This window comes from Thioclava electrotropha, assembly GCF_002085925.2.
GTDB lineage: Bacteria > Pseudomonadota > Alphaproteobacteria > Rhodobacterales > Rhodobacteraceae > Thioclava > Thioclava electrotropha.
In genome coordinates, this window is record NZ_CP053562.1 from 2920153 (window position 1) to 2938311 (window position 18159).

Annotated in this window: 20 protein-coding genes and 1 riboswitch; of the genes, 9 read left to right on the top strand and 11 right to left on the bottom strand. The window is 65.1% G+C overall.

The annotated features are described in order from the left end of the window. Window positions 1-19: 19 nt before the first annotated feature. Window positions 20-889: a branched-chain amino acid aminotransferase gene (locus tag AKL02_RS13905; RefSeq protein ID WP_078547823.1), complete on the bottom strand. Its 870-nt coding sequence runs from the start codon at window positions 887-889 to the stop codon at window positions 20-22. 152 nt (window positions 890-1041) lie between these two features. Between AKL02_RS13905 and AKL02_RS13910 the strand changes: the two genes are divergently transcribed. From AKL02_RS13910 to AKL02_RS13940, 7 genes are all read left to right on the top strand, one after another. Then, window positions 1042-1539 (top strand): MarR family winged helix-turn-helix transcriptional regulator, encoded by a 498-nt coding sequence (locus tag AKL02_RS13910; RefSeq protein WP_075775697.1) that lies wholly within the window; start codon window positions 1042-1044, stop codon window positions 1537-1539. Next, window positions 1539-2252: a response regulator gene (locus AKL02_RS13915; RefSeq protein ID WP_083078165.1), complete on the top strand. Its 714-nt coding sequence runs from the start codon at window positions 1539-1541 to the stop codon at window positions 2250-2252. Before AKL02_RS13910 ends, AKL02_RS13915 begins: the two co-directional genes overlap by 1 nt. A 377-nt stretch (window positions 2253-2629) precedes the next feature. Continuing rightward, window positions 2630-3190 carry a ubiquinol-cytochrome c reductase iron-sulfur subunit gene (petA, locus tag AKL02_RS13920; protein ID WP_078520169.1) on the top strand — a complete coding sequence of 187 codons (561 nt, stop codon included), beginning with the start codon at window positions 2630-2632 and terminating at the stop codon, window positions 3188-3190. Between the two features lie 12 nt (window positions 3191-3202). Beyond that, window positions 3203-4519 carry a cytochrome b gene (petB, locus tag AKL02_RS13925; protein ID WP_078520170.1) on the top strand — a complete coding sequence of 439 codons (1317 nt, stop codon included), beginning with the start codon at window positions 3203-3205 and terminating at the stop codon, window positions 4517-4519. 20 nt (window positions 4520-4539) lie between these two features. Next, window positions 4540-5346 carry a cytochrome c1 gene (locus tag AKL02_RS13930; RefSeq protein ID WP_232621623.1) on the top strand — a complete coding sequence of 269 codons (807 nt, stop codon included), beginning with the start codon at window positions 4540-4542 and terminating at the stop codon, window positions 5344-5346. 130 nt (window positions 5347-5476) lie between these two features. Further along, a complete protein-coding gene (locus tag AKL02_RS13935) occupies window positions 5477-5770 on the top strand; it encodes an antibiotic biosynthesis monooxygenase family protein (protein WP_198453189.1) in 294 nt (97 codons plus the stop codon). A gap of 91 nt (window positions 5771-5861) precedes the next feature. Beyond that, a complete protein-coding gene (locus AKL02_RS13940) occupies window positions 5862-6647 on the top strand; it encodes an NYN domain-containing protein (protein WP_083078167.1) in 786 nt (261 codons plus the stop codon). Here the strand turns inward: AKL02_RS13940 and AKL02_RS13945 are convergent, their stop codons facing one another. The 5 genes from AKL02_RS13945 to AKL02_RS13965 form a co-directional block, all read right to left on the bottom strand. Beyond that, window positions 6648-7268, bottom strand: a complete 621-nt coding sequence (locus AKL02_RS13945; RefSeq protein ID WP_083078168.1) for a TetR/AcrR family transcriptional regulator — start codon at window positions 7266-7268, stop codon at window positions 6648-6650. It abuts the gene before it with no gap. A gap of 224 nt (window positions 7269-7492) precedes the next feature. Then, window positions 7493-8593, bottom strand: coding sequence for a chorismate synthase (gene aroC / locus AKL02_RS13950; protein ID WP_083078169.1), 1101 nt, complete (start codon window positions 8591-8593; stop codon window positions 7493-7495). Window positions 8594-8712: 119 nt separating this feature from the next. Beyond that, complete coding sequence (locus tag AKL02_RS13955) at window positions 8713-9060, bottom strand: DUF2794 domain-containing protein (protein ID WP_078547833.1); 348 nt, start codon at window positions 9058-9060, stop codon at window positions 8713-8715. 286 nt (window positions 9061-9346) lie between these two features. After that, window positions 9347-9649: an I78 family peptidase inhibitor gene (locus tag AKL02_RS13960; RefSeq protein WP_232621624.1), complete on the bottom strand. Its 303-nt coding sequence runs from the start codon at window positions 9647-9649 to the stop codon at window positions 9347-9349. A gap of 5 nt (window positions 9650-9654) precedes the next feature. Beyond that, complete coding sequence (locus AKL02_RS13965; RefSeq protein ID WP_083078170.1) at window positions 9655-10023, bottom strand: I78 family peptidase inhibitor; 369 nt, start codon at window positions 10021-10023, stop codon at window positions 9655-9657. A gap of 73 nt (window positions 10024-10096) precedes the next feature. Here AKL02_RS13965 and AKL02_RS13970 point away from each other — a divergent pair, with 73 nt between their 5' ends. Beyond that, the gene (locus tag AKL02_RS13970; protein WP_078571985.1) at window positions 10097-11227 is read left to right on the top strand and encodes an S-(hydroxymethyl)glutathione dehydrogenase/class III alcohol dehydrogenase; all 1131 of its coding nucleotides are present in this window, start codon (window positions 10097-10099) and stop codon (window positions 11225-11227) included. A gap of 134 nt (window positions 11228-11361) precedes the next feature. Here AKL02_RS13970 and AKL02_RS13975 read toward each other — a convergent pair whose 3' ends face one another. From AKL02_RS13975 to thiB, 3 genes are read right to left on the bottom strand one after another with little or no spacing between them, the layout of a single operon-like run. Further along, window positions 11362-12057: a thiamine ABC transporter ATP-binding protein gene (locus AKL02_RS13975; RefSeq protein WP_083078171.1), complete on the bottom strand. Its 696-nt coding sequence runs from the start codon at window positions 12055-12057 to the stop codon at window positions 11362-11364. Further along, entirely contained in the window at window positions 12041-13603 is a 1563-nt protein-coding gene (locus tag AKL02_RS13980; RefSeq protein ID WP_083078172.1) for a thiamine/thiamine pyrophosphate ABC transporter permease ThiP, read from the bottom strand. The genes AKL02_RS13975 and AKL02_RS13980 overlap by 17 nt, the downstream gene beginning before the upstream one ends. Then, a complete protein-coding gene (gene thiB, locus AKL02_RS13985) occupies window positions 13579-14571 on the bottom strand; it encodes a thiamine ABC transporter substrate binding subunit (protein ID WP_083078173.1) in 993 nt (330 codons plus the stop codon). The genes AKL02_RS13980 and thiB overlap by 25 nt, the downstream gene beginning before the upstream one ends. A 36-nt stretch (window positions 14572-14607) precedes the next feature. Further along, window positions 14608-14712: riboswitch (TPP riboswitch) on the bottom strand. 173 nt (window positions 14713-14885) lie between these two features. Between thiB and AKL02_RS13990 the strand changes: the two genes are divergently transcribed. Beyond that, window positions 14886-16490 (top strand): DUF4139 domain-containing protein, encoded by a 1605-nt coding sequence (locus AKL02_RS13990; protein ID WP_083078174.1) that lies wholly within the window; start codon window positions 14886-14888, stop codon window positions 16488-16490. Between the two features lie 46 nt (window positions 16491-16536). Here the strand turns inward: AKL02_RS13990 and AKL02_RS13995 are convergent, their stop codons facing one another. Together AKL02_RS13995 and AKL02_RS14000 are read right to left on the bottom strand one after the other, a co-directional pair. Continuing rightward, window positions 16537-17229: a hypothetical protein gene (locus tag AKL02_RS13995; protein WP_083078175.1), complete on the bottom strand. Its 693-nt coding sequence runs from the start codon at window positions 17227-17229 to the stop codon at window positions 16537-16539. A 138-nt stretch (window positions 17230-17367) separates the two neighbouring features. Further along, a complete protein-coding gene (locus tag AKL02_RS14000) occupies window positions 17368-18018 on the bottom strand; it encodes a carbonic anhydrase (RefSeq protein ID WP_083078176.1) in 651 nt (216 codons plus the stop codon). Window positions 18019-18159 lie beyond the last annotated feature (141 nt).

Consider the following 18159-nt stretch of genomic DNA (forward strand, 5'->3'; position numbering starts at 1 on the left):
TTCTCGACCGAAGCGCGGATCAGGCGCGCACGAGTTTCTCGTAGGTCTCGGCGATGTCGCGGGTCAGCGCGCCGACCTCGAAGTTGAAGTCGCGGATCTGGCTGACCGGGGTCACCTCGGCGGCGGTGCCGGTGAGCCAGCACTGTTCGAACTCGGCCAGTTCGGTCGGCTCGATCAGGCGCTCGTGGACGGTGATGCCCTTTTCCTTCAGCAGGCCGATCACGGTCTGACGGGTGATCCCGTTGAGGAACACGTCTGCCTTGGGCGTGTGAACCTCACCGTCTTTCACGAAGAAGATGTTCGCACCGGTCGCCTCGGCCACGTAGCCGCGCCAATCCATGAACAGCGCGTCCGAATAGCCGCGATCTTCGGCGGCGTGCTTGGACATGGTGCAGATCATGTAGAGACCGGCGGCCTTCGCCTCGGCGGGAATGGTGCGCGGATCGGGACGACGCCATTTCGCGATGTCGAGCTTGGCGCCCTGCATCTTCGCATCGCCGTAATAGTTGCCCCATTCCCAGCCAGCGACGGCCAGACGCACGGGGTTCTTGCGTGCCGAGACACCCATATCCTCGCCCGCGCCACGCCAGGCCACCGCACGCACATAGGCGTCGGTCCAGCCATTGGCCTTGAGCATGTCGTATTTGGCCTTTTCGATCTCTTCGACCGAATAGGGGATTTCCATGTCGAGCAGTTGCGCCGATTTGCGCAGGCGGGCGGAATGCTCTTCGCCTTTGAAAATCTTGCCGTTGTAACAACGCTCGCCTTCGAAGACGGAGGACGCGTAATGCAGCGCGTGAGTCAGGATGTGGACATTGGCGTCGCGCCACTCCACAAGCTGTCCATCCATCCAGATCTTGCCGTCACGATCGTCATACGAGCCCGACATCTTACTCTCCTTGCAGTCACGCCATTTTACGAATATTGCGCAACTTACGTCCGAAGTGGACACTTTGTTGCGCTAAAACTGTTCTGCGGTAGCAGTTGAGTCTTGGATAGTCAACAAGGCTGACATAAAGTCACGCAAAAGAGAGGGACGATATGGCAGATAGCGGAAGCCCCGGGGGCGAGACACTTCTTTTTCTGACGGACGAGCAATTGCGCAAAGGCATCGAGGCGATGTTCTTCGCCTATCGCGCCTTTACCGCCGACCCTGACCGTCTGCTCGAAGAATATGGCTACGGGCGCGCACATCACCGCGCGCTGCACTTCATCAACCGCCAGCCGGGGCTTACGGTGACCACCCTGCTCGCGGTTCTGGGCGTGACCAAGCAATCGCTCAACCGGGTGCTGCGCACGCTGATCGAGGACGGGCTGGTGGAAAGCCGCGTCGGCACCCGCGACAAGCGCGAGCGGCGGTTGCATCTGACGGCCGAGGGCGAAACGCTGGAACGCGCGCTGTCGGAGGCGCAGCGCGGGCGGATGCGCTCTGCCTATCGCGCGGCGGGGCCGCAGGCGGTGGCAGGCTTCCGGCAGGTTCTCGAGGCGATGATGGGCCCCGACCTGCACAAGCTCTATCAAATGATGAAAGACGACTGATGCCCTACTCGGCCGACCCTCATCTCCTTATCGTCGACGATGACGAGCGCATCCGGACGCTTCTGAAGAGCTTTCTGCAGCGCCACGGCTTTCTCGTCACCGCAGCGCGCGACGCGGCCCATGCGCGGTCGCTGCTGTCGGGGCTGGAATTCAGCCTGATCGTGATGGATGTGATGATGCCGGGCGAGGACGGGCTGTCGCTGACCCGCGATCTGCGCGCCAGATCGATCGCCACGCCGATCCTGCTGCTGACGGCGCGCGGCGAAACACGCGAGCGGATTGAGGGGCTGGAAGCGGGCGCCGACGACTATCTCGCGAAACCGTTCGAGCCGAAGGAACTGCTGCTGCGGATCAACGCGATCCTGCGCCGGGTGCCGCAGGAGACCGAGAGCGGTCCGAAATACCTCTCGCTGGGGCCCCTGAAATACGATCAGGAGCGGGGCGAGCTGTGGGATGGCGATGCGCTGGTGAAGCTGACCGCAACCGAGGTGCAGCTGATGCGTATCTTCGCGACTCATGCGGGCGACGTGGTCAGCCGCACGGAACTGATCGAGGAATTGGGCCGCGAGCGCGGCAGTGGCGAGGAAGGCGGCGGCGATCGGGCGGTCGATGTTCAGATCACGCGCCTGCGCCGAAAGATCGAGCGCGACCCCCGCGAGCCGCGCTATCTGCAGACGGTGCGCGGTCTGGGCTACCTGCTCGCGCCCGACTGAATGGAAGGACGGCGGATACTACATGTTGAGGGGCCACCATACGGGGTGCGATAGGCGCCGCGTGGGGCCCGCTCATCTTCAAAAATGCGAATTTGTTATATGTTTTTAAGGCCACGAATCGCTTTTCCCCAATAGGGAGCAGTATTTGTGCGTCGAGCTTCTCGCGCGGCCCCCTTCGCCGATGCGCATGGCCATTGACCTTGGGTGATCTGTTGCAAGAGCGACATTTAACTGCCCCTCAACACAAATTCAGGCGAATGTGTTCTGGACTGACAAATTCGTGATTGGTATGAGAGCGGCCATGTTTGGCGGCACCTCGCGACGTGCCCCGGCACGTCACTATCGGCCCCCTCGCGGGCCCGGGAAGGAGAGACAACGTGTCCCACGCAGATAATAACGCAGGCACCCGGAGGGATTTCCTCTACTACGCCACCGCCGGCACCGGCGCGGTGGTGACCGGCGCAGCCGTCTGGCCGCTGGTGAACCAGATGAATGCCTCGGCCGACGTCAAGGCGCTCTCGTCGATCTATGTCGACATCTCGGGCGTCGAGACCGGCACGCAGCTCACGGTGAAATGGCGCGGCAAGCCGGTCTTCATCCGCCGCCGCACCGAGGAAGAGATCGAACTGGGGCGCGAAGTGCCGCTCTCCGATCTGGTCGACACCTCCGCCGAGAACGCGAACAAGCCGGGCGCCGAAGCGACCGACGAGAACCGCACGCTCGACGAAGCGGGCGAGTGGCTGGTGATGATCGGTGTGTGCACCCACTTGGGCTGCGTGCCGATCGGCAACGGCTCCGGGGACTACCACGGCTGGTTCTGCCCCTGCCACGGGTCGCATTACGACACCGCCGGCCGGATCCGCAAAGGCCCCGCACCGCGCAATCTCGATATCCCGGTGGCCCAGTTCACCGATGAAACCACCATCAAGCTGGGCTGAGGAGGCATTTAAATGTCGGGCATTCCCCACGACCATTACGAGCCCAAGACGGGCTTCGAGAAATGGACGCATAAGCGTCTTCCGATCATCGGGCTGATCTATGACACGATCATGATCCCCACCCCCAAGAACCTGAACTGGTGGTGGATCTGGGGCATCGTGCTGGCCTTCTGCCTCGTGCTGCAGATCGTCACCGGCATCGTTCTGGTGATGCATTACACCCCGCATGTCGATCTGGCCTTCGCCTCGGTCGAGCACATCATGCGCGACGTGAATGGCGGCTACATGCTGCGCTACATCCACGCGAACGGCGCCTCGCTGTTTTTCCTCGCCGTCTATATCCACATCTTCCGCGGCCTCTATTACGGCTCCTACAAGGCGCCCCGCGAGATCACCTGGATCATCGGCATGATCATCTACCTGTGCATGATGGGCACGGCTTTCATGGGCTACGTTCTGCCCTGGGGTCAGATGTCCTTCTGGGGCGCGACCGTGATCACCGGCCTGTTCGGCGCGATCCCGGGCATCGGCGAGTCGATCCAGGCCTGGCTGCTTGGCGGCCCGGCGGTGGACAACGCGACGCTGAACCGCTTCTTCTCGCTGCACTACCTGCTGCCCTTCGTGATCGCGGCGCTCGTCGTCGTTCACATCTGGGCCTTCCACACCACGGGCAACAACAACCCGACGGGCGTTCCGGTCCGCACCGGCTCGAAAGCGGAAGCCGAGAAGGACACCCTGCCCTTCTGGCCCTATTTCGTGATCAAGGACCTCTTCGCGCTCGCCGTGATCCTGCTGGTCTTCGCCGCGGTTGTGGGCTTCATGCCGAACTATCTTGGCCACCCCGACAACTACATCGAGGCGAACCCGCTGGCGACGCCCGCACACATCGTGCCGGAATGGTACTTCCTGCCCTTCTACGCGATCCTGCGTGCCTTCACCTCGGACGTCTGGGCCGTGATGTTCGTCAACTGGATCACCTTCGGCATCGTCGACGCGAAGTTCTTCGGCGTCCTTGCGATGTTCGGCGCGATCCTCGTGATGGCGCTGGCCCCGTGGCTCGACACCTCGAAAGTGCGCTCGGGCGCCTACCGCCCGATGTTCAAATGGTGGTTCTGGCTGCTGGCGATCGACTTCATGGTGCTGATGTGGGTGGGCGCGATGCCGACCGACGGGATCTACCCCTACATCTCGCTGATCGGCGCGACCTACTGGTTCGTCTATTTCCTCGTGATCCTGCCGCTGCTTGGCCTGATCGAGAAGCCGCAACCGATGCCGGCGACGATCGAGGAAGACTTCAACCACCACTACGACATCAAATCGGCTGAATGAGTAAGGAAGAGGGACACCAAATGAAACATCTTCTGATCTCTGCCCTGTCGGCGCTGGTGATCGGGGCAAGCGCCCTGGCCTCCCCGGCGATGGCGGCCGAAAGCGGCGAAAGCCATGTCGAGGATATCGACTTCTCCTTCGAGGGCCCCTTCGGGACCTTCGACCAACAGCAGCTGCGCCGCGGCTTCCAGGTCTACCGGGAGGTCTGCTCGGCCTGCCACGGCCTGCGCTATGTCGCCTTCCGCACGCTCGCTGATCAGGGCGGCCCGATGATGGACCCGGCCTGGGTGCGCGCCTATGCTGCCGAGTTCACCGTGATGGACAAGGAAACCGGCGAAGAGCGCCCCGGCAAGGAGACTGACCACTTCCCGTTCATCTCCGGCATGGGCATGGGTCCGGATCTTTCGCTGATGGCGAAAGCGCGTGCGGGCTTCCACGGCCCCTACGGTCTCGGCATCAACCAGTTCTTCCGCGGCATCGGCGGCCCCGAGTATATCTACTCGGTCCTGACCGGTTACACCGGCGAAGAGAAGGAAGAGGCAGGCTCGTATTTCTACGGCAACCACACCTTCCCGGGTGGTTGGATCGCCATGCCTCCGCCGCTCTCGGAAGACCTCATCGAATATGAGGACGGCACGCCCGCTACCGTCGAACAGATGGCTCAGGACGTTGCTGCCTACCTGATGTGGACTGCCGAGCCGAAGCTGGAATCGCGCAAGCGTTGGGGCTTCGTCGCGGTGCTGATGCTGGCGGTGCTGAGCACGCTGCTCTACCTGACCAACAAGAAGCTCTGGGCGCCGCATAAGGGCAAGAAGTTCGACCTGTAAGCCCGGGCTCGACCTGCTAGACTGATGAACGCCTCCTCGCCCGCGAGGGGGCGTTTTCCGTTCTCTGGAGCTGTCCGATGTCCACCCCGCCCCCGGCTTCGCGCCCCTGCCCGACCCGCCCTATTACGCGGTGATCTTCGCCTCTCTGCGCGGGGCGACCGATGAGGGCTATGGCGCGATGGCCGAACAGATGGCCGCGCTGGCCGCTCAGCAGCCCGGCTACATCGGAATGGAGAATGCACGCGATGCGACGGGCTTCGGCCTGACCGTCAGCTACTGGATCGACGAGGCCGCGCTGATCGCGTGGAAGGCGGTGGCGAAGCACCAGCTCGCGCAGCAACTCGGCAAGGATCGCTGGTATCGCCATTACGCGCTACGCGTCGCCAAGGTCGAACGCCAGTATGACGGGCCGGAGGGCCGCTGAAATTCTCCCTCTGCTGACGCGGCGCAATGTGCCCGGCCCCTTGGATGTCGGGGGCAAGCGGGCTATCTGGGAAGGGACAACAGGAGTAACAATGCCCGACATTTCCGAGCTGCCCCATATCAGCCCCGCCTCCCGCGCCCCGCGCCTGTGCGTGCTGATCGACGCCGATAACGTGCCCGCCGGATATGCCGAAGCGATCTTCGAAGAGATCGCGTCGCTGGGCGAAGCCTCGGTGCGCCGCATCTACGGCGACTGGTCGGCGCAGCGCCTCGCGGGCTGGGCCAAGCGCGTGGCCGAACTGGGCCTCGTCGCGGATCAGCAATTCGCCAATACGAAGGGCAAGAACGCCTCCGATATCGGGCTCGTCATCGCGGCGATGGATTTCCTGCATTCGGACCTGTTCGACGGCTTCGTGCTGGTCTCCTCGGACAGCGACTTCACCCGCCTCGCCGCCCGCATCCGCGAGCAGGGGCTGGATGTTTACGGCATCGGCGAACAGAAGACGCCCGAGGCCTTCCGCAAGGCCTGCAAACGCTTCATCTATGTCGAGAACCTCGGCAATGGCGATAGCACCACCGACACCACTGCCAAGCCGACTTCGGACAAGACCAGCAGCTCCAGCGCCCCGAAATCCTCGGGCGGCAAGCAGGAACCCAAAGCCGCGATCCCGATCATCGTCAACGCGATGAAAGCGATCGGTCTGGAAGAGGAATGGTATTCGCTGGGCCAGCTCGGCCAGTTCATCACGCAGGCAAACCCGGATTTCGACACCCGCACCTATGGCAGCGCGAAACTCTCGGACCTGCTGATCAAGACCGGCCGCTTCCAGTTGCAGCGCGGTGAAGGCAATCAGTGGATGGTGCGCGATCTGGCCTGATCAGGCCTTCGCCCCGTAGCGTGCAAGGAACATCGCGACCGCGCCCCGGATCACGCGCTCTTTCTGCTCGCCGGTGAAGCTGTCGCAAATCCCGAACAGAAGCTTCGGGTGCAGTTCCGATTTGCACAGCTCGATAAAGAGGTAGGCGGCGAGGTCGATATCGTCGATCACCAGCTCGCCCCGATCCGAAGCGCAGCGCAGGTACTCCATCAGCAGCTCATGCACCAGTTCCGGCCCGGCTGCGTAAAAGGCGCGGCCCAGTTCGGGGAATCGCTCGGATTCGGCGACGCAGAGCCGGTAGAGCCCCTGATTCAGCTTGCAGCTCATCGAGTCGACAATCTGCGCGGCGGCGAGCGACAGCACCACCTCGGGCGCGGCGCCGAAATCGATCGTGGCGACCGCGCTGTCGGTCTGCTCTTTGAGCTGCGAGCGCACGACCTCGACGAACATCAGCCGCTTGTCGGGGAAATAGCTGTAAAGCGTGGCTTTCGACACGCCCGCTTCCTTGGCGATGTCATCGACCGAGGCCCCGTCGAACCCGTCGCGCAGAAAGATCGTCCGCGCCCCTTCGAGCACCTGATCGAACTTGCGCCCGCGATTGATCTGATCTGCCTGTGACATCTGCCCTCCGGTCCCGGGAAACCGACCCGGGCCCGCAGAATAAACCGGGCGGTTCACATCCCGCAAGGTCGCACACGTGACGTCATGGCGCTCTGCACCGACGATCCGGCAGACTGCGGCCTACCTTCGGCTTGGCCCAAATATCCCGGGGGGCTCCGCAGGAGCGGGGGCAGAGCCCCCTCTCGCCTTGCAAATGCGCCCTTCGGCGACGGGGCTGCGCCCCCTCAGCCGATCGTGCCGCGCACTCCGCCGGTCTGCGCCCGATCCATTAGGAACTGATCGAGGATCACGCAGGCCATCATCGCCTCGGCCACCGGCACCGCGCGGATGCCGACACAAGGGTCATGACGGCCCTTGGTGATCACCTCCACCTCTTCGCCCGCGACATTGACCGAGCGGCGCGGCGTCAGGATCGACGAGGTCGGCTTCACCGCAAACCGCACCGTGATCGGCTGGCCGGTGGTGATCCCGCCAAGGATACCGCCTGCGTGGTTCGACAGATATTCGACGCCCTCGGGGCCCATCACCATCTCGTCGGCATTCTCGACGCCGGTCAGGGCTGCCGAGGCCATACCTTCGCCGATCTCGACGCCTTTCACAGCGTTGATCGACATCATCGCAGCGGCCAGTTCGGTATCCATCTTGGCGTAGATCGGCGCGCCCAGACCTGCCGGGCAGCCCTCGGCCACCACTTCGATCGCAGCCCCGACCGAGTTCTGACCCTTGCGGATCGCGGCGAGGTAATCGGCCCATTCATCCGCTGCCTCGGCATCGGGCAGGAAGAACGGGTTTTGCAGGATCGCATCGCGGTCGAACTTCGCGCGGTCCAGATGTTTCGCGCCCATCTGCACCATGTAGCCATAGATCTGCAGATCGGGGACCAACTGGCGCAGCGCCGCCTGCGCCACCCCCCCGGCGGCCACACGCGCTGCCGTCTCCCGCGCACTGGAGCGCCCGCCGCCGCGATAGTCGCGAACACCGTATTTCTGGTGATAGGTGATATCGGCATGACCGGGGCGGAACTGCCGCGCGATCTCGCCGTAATCCTTCGAGCGCTGATCGGTATTCTCGATCATCAGCTGGATCGTCGTGCCGGTCGTCTTGCCCTCGAACACCCCCGACAGGATGCGCACCGCATCGGGCTCCTTGCGCTGGGTCGTCTCCTTCGACTGGCCCGGACGGCGACGGTCGAGGAATTGCTGGATGAACGCCTCGTCGATCTCGATGCCGGGCGGGCAGCCATCCACCGTCGCGCCAAGCGCAGGCCCGTGGCTTTCGCCCCAGGTGGTGACGCGGAACTGATGACCGAAAGTGTTGAACGACATGGGACGCGCGCCTCGCAGGTTTCCTTCGGCGCTGGCTTAGCAAGTCAGGGGCTGCGAGGCAACGCGCATGGCATTGGGCGCGGCAGCTTAGAAAGACCTTGGTTGCGCGCGGGACGCGCTCACTCCACCGCGCGGATCAGCTTGCGCTCGAGCACGCGCAGCACCTGGCGCAGATCGTGGCCGCGCCGCAGCACCTGCCCCTGCTGCCCGATCACCGCATATTGCCCCTGTTTCGAGCGCAGCGCGGGCCGTTTCTCGATCCGGTAGATCGGCACTTCGGCGGCGCGGCGAAAGATCGAGAAGACCGCGACATCGCGCAGAAAACTCATCCCGTAATCACGCCACTCACCGGCCGCGACCGCGCGCCCGTAAAGCGACAGGATCACGCCAAGCTCGGAGCGATCGAAAGCGATCTGCTCCGGCACGCCGGAAGGGTTCGGATGGGGGGAAGGCGTTTGAACCGTCATTTACAAAGGGTACATCGCGCGTGGCGCAAATCAAGCCCACCCGCGCTAAGGTTGCATGCGCCTTTGCCGCGCCGGAATAAGACCGCGAAAATGCCTGATTTCCTGCGCCTTCCTGCCGGGTTTCCACGCCACCTTCAATTCAGCGGAAAACGCTAAAAGCCCGACGGTGCGGTAAACAGCCCCCACCCAGTTCGTATCGTCGGGCGCTTTTCCCTCCTGCAGAAAAGCCCCGTGTCCTGGTCAGACACGGGGCTTTTCCTTTTCCCGATCAGTCGCACGCTCTGCCCTAGTAGCAGCGCACCGCCGCAATCGTGCCGCTCTTGTCGATCTCGAAGTTCACGCGATCCGGGGCGTAATCCATCGTCACCGCATCGCCCGGATGGATGATGCGGTGGGGCCGCGCGAGGGTGAGCCCTGCCAGCACCGATTCAGGCCGCCCTTCCAGCGCCGCGAGCCCGGGCGGCGGACAGGTGCCCGCCGCGGGCGGCCCCGACCGCGGCGGCATGCGGTGCGGCTGGCAGGCCGCGACCCCGAAGACTGCGACCCCAAATGTGACAATCAGACCGATCCGCGCCCTGCTCCGTTCCATCAGGCTCACCCGCAATCGATGTTGTAGACATTCCCGCGCGAGTCGAGCCGGAAGACGACGCGCTGCGGGTTGTAGACCTGATCCTCGACGCCACGCCATTCCACGATGCGATAGGGCTTGGCGATCCCCAGCGTCTGGATCTGCGCCGCTGGCTGGCCGAGGACCGAGGTGTAGTTCACCGCGCCGCAGGTGTCGGGCTCACGCTCCTGCAAGCCGCCCTTGGTGACGCTGACCGGCGAAGTGACATAGGGCGCGGGCGCACCAGGCTGGGGCGCAGGATAGGCGCCACCCGTGGGGGTCTCGCTCATCGGACCCGCGGGATCGCAGGCCGCAAGCGCCAGCATCGAACCCATGACGAAAAATCGTTTCAACATGTCGCACCCTTCATTGCATTGGCCGCGCCGATAACGCAGGCTATTGCGGAATTTATACAAGGAGTATGCGCCCATGAGAACCCGTGCCGCAGTCGCGCTCGAGGCGGGAAAACCGCTCGAAATCATGGAAGTGGAGCTGGACGGCCCGAAAGCGGGCGAAGTGCTCGTCGAGATCAAGGCCACCGGCATCTGCCACACCGACGAATTCACCCGCTCGGGCGCCGACCCCGAGGGCATTTTCCCGACCATCCTCGGCCATGAAGGCGCGGGCGTCGTGCTGGAAGTCGGCGAAGGCGTGACCACGCTGAAGCCGGGCGATCACGTGATCCCGCTCTACACGCCGGAATGCCGCGAATGCCCGTCCTGCCTGTCGGGCAAGACGAACCTCTGCACCGCGATCCGCAACACGCAAGGTCAGGGCCTGATGCCGGACGGGACCACGCGCTTCAAGATGCTCGATGGCACGCCGATCTATCACTACATGGGCTGCTCGACCTTCGCGAACCACACGGTGATGCCCGAGATCGCGCTCGCCAAGGTCCGCGACGACGCGCCGTTCGAGAAGATCTGCTATATCGGCTGCGGCGTCACCACCGGCATCGGCGCGGTGATCAACACCGCCGGCGTCGAGATCGGCTCGACCGCCGCCGTGTTCGGCCTCGGCGGGATCGGTCTGAACGTGATCCAGGGCCTTCGCATGGCGGGTGCAGACATGATCATCGGCGTGGACCTGAACGACTCGAAAGAGGAAATGGCCCGCAAGTTCGGCATGACCCATTTCGTGAACCCGTCGAAATCGGACGTTCCGGTGGTGCAGCAGATCGTCAACCTGACCAAGACCGAGCGCGACCAGATCGGCGGCGTGGACTATTCCTTCGATGCCACGGGCAATGTGCAGGTGATGCGCGACGCGCTGGAATGCTCGCACCGCGGCTGGGGCGTGTCGGTCATCATCGGCGTCGCACCCGCGGGGGCCGAGATCGGCACCCGCCCGTTCCAGCTCGTCACGGGCCGGACGTGGAAAGGCACCGCATTCGGCGGCGCCAAGGGTCGGACCGATGTGCCGAAATTCGTCGAGTGGTACATGAACGACAAGATCGAGATCGACTCGATGATCACCCACACGATGCCGCTCGAAGACATCAACAAGGCGTTTGATCTGATGCATGCGGGCGAGTCGATCCGCTCGGTCGTGATCTACTAAAGCCCAAGGCCGGGGGCGCTGCCCCCGGACCCCCGGGATATTTGGACCAAGGCGAAGATAAGAGAGCGATCTCCCCTTCGCTTTTGGTCAAATATCCCCGGGTGAATTCGCGCCAGCGAAGAGGGGCAGCGCCCCTAACTTCCCAGATAATCCCGCAGCGCAGGCGGCGGATCGTCGAGAAGCGGTCCGGTCTCTTGCGGCGCATGGGCGCGGCCCTCGGCCACCAGAACCGTCTGCGGGCAAAGCGCCCGCGCATCCTCGGGATCGTGGCTGACCATCAACACCGTCGTGCCCTGTTCGCGGGCGATCTCGGCCACCAGCGCCAGCATCTCGGATTTCAGCGCGGGCCCCAGCGCCGCGAAAGGTTCGTCCAACAGCAGGATCGGGCGGCCACGGAGCAGCGTCCGCGCGAGCCCCGCACGGCTTTGCTGCCCGCCCGAAAGCGCGCCGGGTTTGCGCCTCTCCATCCCCTCAAGGCCCACCCGCGCCAGCGCGGTCTCGATCCGGGCGCGGTCGGTCGCGTCGATCTTGCCTTTCGGGTTCAGGCCAAGCGCGAGATTGGTCTCGAGCCGCAGATGCGGGAAGAGGTTCTGATCCTGAAACAGGATCGAGAGCGGGCGCTCCCCCGGCGGCGTCGCGGTGATGTCCTCGCCCTGCCAGAGGATGCGGCCACTTGCGGGCGACAAGAACCCGGCGATGGCCGAAAGCAGCGTCGATTTCCCCGCGCCGGACGGGCCGATCAGCGCGACGCGCGCACCGGTCTGGATGGTGAGATCGGCATCGAGGCGGAAATCGCCCTGTGTGAGGGTCAGTCTATCGAGGGTCAGCATAATGCCCCGCGCGGTCGAGCGCCCAGAAAAGCGCGAAGGTGAGGATCAGGAGCAGGCTCGCAGCGCCCGCTGCCTGATCCATGCGATAAGAGCCCATGAGCTGGAAAAGCGCCAGCGGCAGGGTGCGGGTCTGCCCGTCGGAGAACAGCGTGATGACGCCCAGATCGCCCATCGAGAAGGCCGCGGCCAGCCCCGCCGAGAAGCCCAGCGGCCGGGCAAGGCGCGGAACCGTCAGCAGGCGCAGCCGGGCAAAACCGCGCAGGTTCAGCGAGGCGGCGAGCCGGTCGTAATCAGCCTGAAGCGTGCGGATCTCGGGCATCAGGATGCGGGTCGCGAAAGGCACCGACAACGCGGCATTGGTCAGCAGCACCATCGGCAGGGCGAGGTCCGTGGGGTTCACGAAAGGCCGCGCGATCAGGAAGGCGCCGGTGCCCATCACGAGGCTCGATGCTGTCATCGGCAGCATCGCCGCGATCTCCGCCCAGCGTTGCCGCGTGGCCACCAGCGCGAGCGGCAGGGCGATGGCGAGCGTGATCACGGTCGAGGCCAACGCGATCACCAGCGAGGTCAGCGTGGCGGGCCAGATCATCTCCGGTAGCTCGGCGAGCGCAGGCAGCCCACGGGCGAAGACCGCCCCGATGGGGAGCAGCAGGAAGACGGCTGCCAGAAGGATCGCGAGCGTATCGAAGGCCACGCGATCCGCCCCGCCGGACAACTGCGGAATCGGTGTGGCGCGGCGGTCATGCCCCGCGCCAAAGCTCGACGGCAGGGTCGCGCGCGCGGCGATCAGCAGCGCCGCGACCGAGATCGCGACCTGCACCAGCGCAAGGCTCGCCGCGCGTCCCATGTCGAAATCGAAGCGGAACGCCTGATAGATAGCCAGCTCCACCGTGGTCGCGCGCGGCCCGCCGCCCAAGGTAAGCGCCACTGCAAAGGAGGTCAGGCAGACGAGGAAGATCGCGAGGAACGCGCCGGGCAGAACACTGCGCAGCATCGGGCGTTCGAGGTGGCGGGTCACCTCGGCCGGGCCGAAGCCGAGGGTGGCCGCAAGGCGGAACCGCTCGGCCGGGATCGCCTCCCAGCCGTGCAGGATCATCCGCGTGGCCAGCGGCAGGTTGAAGAAGACATGGGCGATGATCACGCCCTGCGCCCCATAGATCGAGATCGGATCGATGCCGAAGGGCGCCAGTGCCGCATTGACCAGCCCGCGCCGTCCGAAGACCGCGATCAGCCCGAAGACCGCGACGATCACCGGCAGGATGAACGGCGCTCCGAGCAGCGAGATCAGCAGCCCTCGCCCCGCAAAGCGACGCCGGTGCAGCGCGCGGGCCACCGGGATCGCCAGCGCACAGGAGATCAACGCCGAGGCAGCCGCCTGCCACAGCGTGAAGCGGATCGCGGCGAGGTCGGTCTCGCGCAGATCCGTCAGCCCGCCCGCGCGGATCGTCACCGCCGCCAACGTGCCAAGGACGAGCGCGGCCAAAGCCGCACCCGCCAGCATCGCCCAGAGGGGCGCGCGTCTTATTTGGAGAAGGCGCGTTGCCATTCGTCCAGCGCCGGACCGCGCAGTTTCTCGGCCTCGGCCTCACCCAGATAGAGCGTCTTGTCGGGCATCGGCAGTTTCTGGAACACCTCCGGCAATTGATCCTTGGGCAGTTTCGCCGGGAAGGACCAGTTCGCCGTTGCGATCATGCCCTGAAAATCGGGGCTGAGTACGTAATCGAGGAATTTCTGCGCCAGCTCGGGGTGCTTCGAGGTCTTCAGTTGCGCGACCAGTTCGGGGGTGAAGTAATGCCCCTCGGGGAAGATCGCCGCGACCTTGCTGTCATCATCCTCGGCCATGATGTGATAGGCGGGCGAGGTGACGTAGCTGAGCACCATATCCGCCTCGCCATCGGTGAACATCCCGTAGGCCTCGGACCAGCCCGGCGTCACGGTCAGCACCTTGGGCGCGATCTTCGTCCAGGCCTCTTCGGCCTTGTCGCCGTAGATGTCCTTCACCCACAAGAGCAGCGACAGACCCGCAACCGAACTGCGCGGATCTTCGATGACGACCTTGTAGGCGTCATCGGGCGCATCCAGCAGGTCCTGGAAGCTCGCGGGCGGGTTCTTCAGCTTGGTCTTGTCGTAGACGAAGGCCAGCTCCGACCAGTCGAAGGGCAGGAAAATCGGATCGTCCCATTTGATCGGCATAGTCAGATCGGACGTGTCTTCGTTATGCGGGGCGAACAGGCCCGTAGCGCGCGCCTTCGCGGTCACGTCGGTGTTCAGACCGATCGCGATATCGGCCTGCGTCTTGTCGCCTTCGAGCAGGATGCGCGGCAGCACATCGCCCGCCACGAATTTCAGATCGCAATCGCAAGTCGCCTCGAACCCTTTCTCGATCGCGGGGCCGGGGCCCCATTCGCTCGTGAAATAATCGGGCGCGTAGACGGTGAGTACGGGCTTGTCCTCGGCCGCCGCCATCGTGGCGATCAGGCTCAGGGCTCCCGCAAGCATCAGGTGGGTTTTCATGCCTCACTCCTTGGGCTTGCCGGGCGGAGTGGGGCCGGAAGATCCGGCTACCTTCCCTCCGCCGGTCTTAACCGGTTCAGGTTCAACGGGTTCGCGTGGATCGCATCTCAGCCGGATCGTCCGGCACCCCGAGGTAGGGCGCAACGTAAGCGCGCGCGGCTGCGGACGCAAGGGCAAGCAGGCACAGCGTCCCTGCCCCGCGCACGGACGCTCTGGCGAGTTCCCGCCAGTGGCGAGCCGCGCCGGATTTCAATGGCTTGCAACTGCGCGCGGCGCGACGCAGGCTCGATCTGGAACGGATTTGGGAGGAACCGATGCGCATTACCCTCACGGCGGCCCTGCTGGCCGCGACCGCCCTGCCCGCCTTGGCCGACACGATCGAGGCACCGGGCAAGATCACGGCCGTGACGCTCTTTCCGCAAGGCGCGCAGGTGGTGCGGCAGGTGACGCTGGACGCCCCCGAGGGCAGCCATGATCTGCTGGTGCCGGGCTTCCCCGAAGGCACCGACATCTCGACGCTGCGGGTTTCGGGCGACGGTGTGCAGATCGGCGCGGTGAGCCTGCTCTCCGGGCGCGCGCCTGCGATCAGCGGGCAGGACAGCGCCGCAGTGAAATCTGCGCGCGATCGGTTGGCCTCGGCGCAAGAGGCGCTTGCGGAACAGGAAGACGCCGTGGCCGTGATCCGCGCGAAGGCGCAGGCCGCGCGCGACCAGATCACCTATCTCAAGAACACCGACTCGCAGGTAACCGCGCCTGAACAGCTCCGCGCGCTGGCGCAGATGGTGGAGGACCAGATCCTCTCCGCCACCGAACGCGCGATTGCCGCCGAGGCGGAAGCCCGCCGCGCCGAAGCCGCGCTCGACCCCGCGAAAGAGGCGGTGAAGCAGGCGCAGGCGGCGCTCGATGCGCTACTGAACCCGGCAGAGGATCACGACGTGCTCAGCGCCAAGGTGCAGGGCTCTGGCACGCTGACGATCACCTCCTACGTCCAGAATGCGGGCTGGCAGCCCTCCTATGATCTGCGGCTCGACCGCGACAAGAGCGCGGTGGACATGGAGCGGTTCGTCTCGGTCCATCAGGCCACCGGCGAGGATTGGCGCGGGGTCGACCTGACCCTCTCGACGGCACGTCCCGGCGGGCGGGCGGAGCCGGGCGAAGTCTATCCGCGGCTGGCCCGGATCGGTGATCCCGACGCGCCGCCCACGCCGGTGCCGATGAAGCGTTCCCTCGCCGCGTCCGATGGCGCTGCCTCTGCCCCGATGATGGAGGCCGCGATCAGCGACCGCGCCGATCTGCAGATGCAAGGCGAGACGGTGACCTATCATTACCCGAGCGCCGTGGACCTGCGCGACGGGGTGGACGATCTGCGCCTGAGCCTCGATTCCAAGACCCTGCCGATGGAGGTCTTCGCCGAGGCCGCGCCACTGACCGATCCGCAGGCCTATCGCGTGGCCGAGGGCAAGAACGACACCGGCGAAATCCTGTTGCCCGGCCCCGCGAACCTCTATGCCGATGGCGCGCTGGTCGGCCAGTCGCATCTGCCGATGGTCGCGGCGGGTGACGATCTGACGCTTGGCTTCGGGCCGATCGAAGGCATCCGCGTGGACCGCCGGATGCCCGACACGATGGAGGGCGACAGCGGCTTCATCTCTAAATCCAACGAGCGCCGCGAGGTGGTCGAGATCGAGGTAAAGAACCTCACCGACAAAGGCTGGCCGATGCGGGTGATCGACCGGGTGCCCTATTCCGAACAGGAAGACCTGAAGATCACGACCAAGGCGACCCCACCTGCAAGCGAGACCGACTACGACCACCGCCGCGGCGTGCTCGCATGGCGCTTCGATCTGGGCGCAGGCGAGACCAAGACGATCCGCACCGAGACCACGCTCAGCTGGCCCACCGATCAGGTGCTGCGCTAAGGCAAGGCTGCGCGTGCGGCCCCGCGCGCGGCGAAGGCCCGCGTGATCAGGCCGCGTTTCGCGGATCGGCCGCAGCACGCAGTTTCGCGAGCAGCGCTGGCGACAGGCGCAGGAACCCGCGTGCGGGAGGCTCGGCCTTCGCCGCCTCGGGGGGCTGTGCCTCTGCACCGCCGGTCTTCTCTGTCGCCTCGGGCGCCCTCTCCTCCGGCGCGGCTTGCTGTCCCACTGCCTGTGCGGCCTGCGTTGCCGCATATTCGGCGGCGACCGCCCGTGCCGACGCGCCCCGCCCCGCCGTCGCACCTACGATCTTGGTGCGCCCGCCATCGTCGCCCGGAAACGGCGCGCCGAACCGCAACACAAGCTCCGTCAGGCTCGGCCCGATCTCATCGAGCAGCATCAGGAAGCGGTTGGTGGGCCATGCGTGCAGCCCCAAGGCCCCGCCGCCTGCAAGCCGCAGAACGAAGCCCTCCCCCCGCAGCCGATGTTGCAGATCGAACCAGTCGCGCGCCTGATCCAGCGCCTCCTGCACCGCGTGCATTTCCGGCAGCGGCGCTTTCGCACCGGATGCTTCGAGCACTGCCTCCTCCGCCAGACCGTCCTGCAACACGCGCCGGATCAGCTCTGCCGGGGGCAGACCGAACGCACGCGCTTCCGCCGCGATGCGGTCGATCAGATCGAGCGGCAGGCGCAGAGAGACAAGGCGGTGCTGAGAATGGGGGCGGGATGCAGATTGTGACATGGCGGGTCGAAGCTCGTTCGCGTTGACGGGGTCCCCCGAGCCTCGCGCATCAAGCTTAACAGCCCGTGAACACCAGTCGGATTTCCGCCGCAGCGGAGCCGTCGGCCCCGCGCGGGGGCCAACGGGAATGGCAAAGCCTCAGAACGTCTCGAAGCGATCCGAGTCGGCGTCATACTGTTCGAGCACGCCTTCGCCGATGTCATGGCGCAGCCCGTGCAGCGTCATCCGGTCCGCATCGAGCGCCTCGCGCACGAAGGGGAAGGTCATCAGGTTCTCGAGGCTGACTTTCACCGCCTCACGCTCGAGCGCCAGCACCTGCTGATCCTCGGGCAGCTCGCTCACGCGCTCGTAGCCCGGGCGCAGCAGGTTCAGCCAGGTGCCGACGAAGGAGCTTTTCTCCTCCAGCTCCGGCGCATGGCCCGAGCACATCGCATGGCACCCCGCGACACCGCCGCAATTGGAGTGGCCGAGCACGATCAGATGCGCGACCTTCAGGCTGGTCACCGCATATTCGACCGCAGCCGAGGTGCCGTGGTGATCGCCATCGGGCGTGAATTCCGGCACGAGGTTCGCGATGTTGCGGTGGATGAAGAACTCACCCTGATCGGCGCCGAACATCGAGGTGACATGCACGCGGCTGTCACAGCAGGCGATGATCATCGAACGCGGGCGCTGCCCTTCGGAGGCGAGGCGGCGATACCAGGCGCGGTTCTCGTCATAGGCGGTGGCGTGCCATCCTTGATAACGGCTCACAAGGTAGCTGGGCAGCGGTTTCACATGCTCTCTCATCGATCCCTCGTCTGGTGTCTGGCGTCTTATCGCTGCGTCAAATAGCGCGTTGCGCGCCGGGTTTCGAGAAGATTTTCCGTATCGCTCAACGAAATCTTGAGACCTCTCGATCACGTTACCGCCCGGGTGATGGTGAAATCA

Coding starts and splice junctions, on each gene's coding strand:
- AKL02_RS14000 (WP_083078176.1), bottom strand. CDS start 18,018: ATGAGAGAGCATGTGAAACCGCTGCCCAGCTACCTTGTGAGCCGTTAT.
- AKL02_RS13910 (WP_075775697.1), top strand. CDS start 1,042: ATGGCAGATAGCGGAAGCCCCGGGGGCGAGACACTTCTTTTTCTGACG.
- AKL02_RS13965 (WP_083078170.1), bottom strand. CDS start 10,023: ATGTTGAAACGATTTTTCGTCATGGGTTCGATGCTGGCGCTTGCGGCC.
- AKL02_RS13995 (WP_083078175.1), bottom strand. CDS start 17,229: ATGTCACAATCTGCATCCCGCCCCCATTCTCAGCACCGCCTTGTCTCT.
- AKL02_RS13955 (WP_078547833.1), bottom strand. CDS start 9,060: ATGACGGTTCAAACGCCTTCCCCCCATCCGAACCCTTCCGGCGTGCCG.
- AKL02_RS13945 (WP_083078168.1), bottom strand. CDS start 7,268: ATGTCACAGGCAGATCAGATCAATCGCGGGCGCAAGTTCGATCAGGTG.
- AKL02_RS13930 (WP_232621623.1), top strand. CDS start 4,540: ATGAAACATCTTCTGATCTCTGCCCTGTCGGCGCTGGTGATCGGGGCA.
- AKL02_RS13915 (WP_083078165.1), top strand. CDS start 1,539: ATGCCCTACTCGGCCGACCCTCATCTCCTTATCGTCGACGATGACGAG.
- petB (WP_078520170.1), top strand. CDS start 3,203: ATGTCGGGCATTCCCCACGACCATTACGAGCCCAAGACGGGCTTCGAG.
- thiB (WP_083078173.1), bottom strand. CDS start 14,571: ATGAAAACCCACCTGATGCTTGCGGGAGCCCTGAGCCTGATCGCCACG.
- AKL02_RS13980 (WP_083078172.1), bottom strand. CDS start 13,603: ATGGCAACGCGCCTTCTCCAAATAAGACGCGCGCCCCTCTGGGCGATG.
- AKL02_RS13940 (WP_083078167.1), top strand. CDS start 5,862: ATGCCCGACATTTCCGAGCTGCCCCATATCAGCCCCGCCTCCCGCGCC.
- AKL02_RS13990 (WP_083078174.1), top strand. CDS start 14,886: ATGCGCATTACCCTCACGGCGGCCCTGCTGGCCGCGACCGCCCTGCCC.
- AKL02_RS13960 (WP_232621624.1), bottom strand. CDS start 9,649: ATGGAACGGAGCAGGGCGCGGATCGGTCTGATTGTCACATTTGGGGTC.
- AKL02_RS13970 (WP_078571985.1), top strand. CDS start 10,097: ATGAGAACCCGTGCCGCAGTCGCGCTCGAGGCGGGAAAACCGCTCGAA.
- AKL02_RS13905 (WP_078547823.1), bottom strand. CDS start 889: ATGTCGGGCTCGTATGACGATCGTGACGGCAAGATCTGGATGGATGGA.
- AKL02_RS13975 (WP_083078171.1), bottom strand. CDS start 12,057: ATGCTGACCCTCGATAGACTGACCCTCACACAGGGCGATTTCCGCCTC.
- aroC (WP_083078169.1), bottom strand. CDS start 8,593: ATGTCGTTCAACACTTTCGGTCATCAGTTCCGCGTCACCACCTGGGGC.